Source organism: Methylobacterium frigidaeris, assembly GCF_022179185.1.
Classification (GTDB): domain Bacteria; phylum Pseudomonadota; class Alphaproteobacteria; order Rhizobiales; family Beijerinckiaceae; genus Methylobacterium; species Methylobacterium frigidaeris.
On record NZ_BPQJ01000263.1, the window covers coordinates 1 to 254 of the forward strand.

Annotated in this window: 1 pseudogene; it reads right to left on the reverse strand. The window is 74.0% G+C overall.

Going from position 1 to position 254, the window contains the following annotated elements:
• Positions 1 to 254, reverse strand: a pseudogene (gene nadE, locus MFF64_RS37085) (NAD(+) synthase); the annotation flags it as partial.

Here is a 254-nt window from a genome sequence, read left to right on the forward strand (position 1 = left end):
GGCCGGCATGCCGGGGGATGCCGGCACCCACAGGTCCTCGCAGATCCCGACCCCGACCACGAGGCCGGGCAGGTCCTCGGCCGGGAACAGCAGGTCCGTGCCGAACGGCGCCTCGTGGACCGCGACCCGGATGGTCTCGCCCGCGATCCCGGCCCCGGAGGCGAAGTGGCGCTTCTCGTAGAACTCCCGGTAGTTCGGCAGGAACGTCTTCGGGGTCACGCCGAGGAGCCGGATGCCCCGGCGCGCCAGGGCGC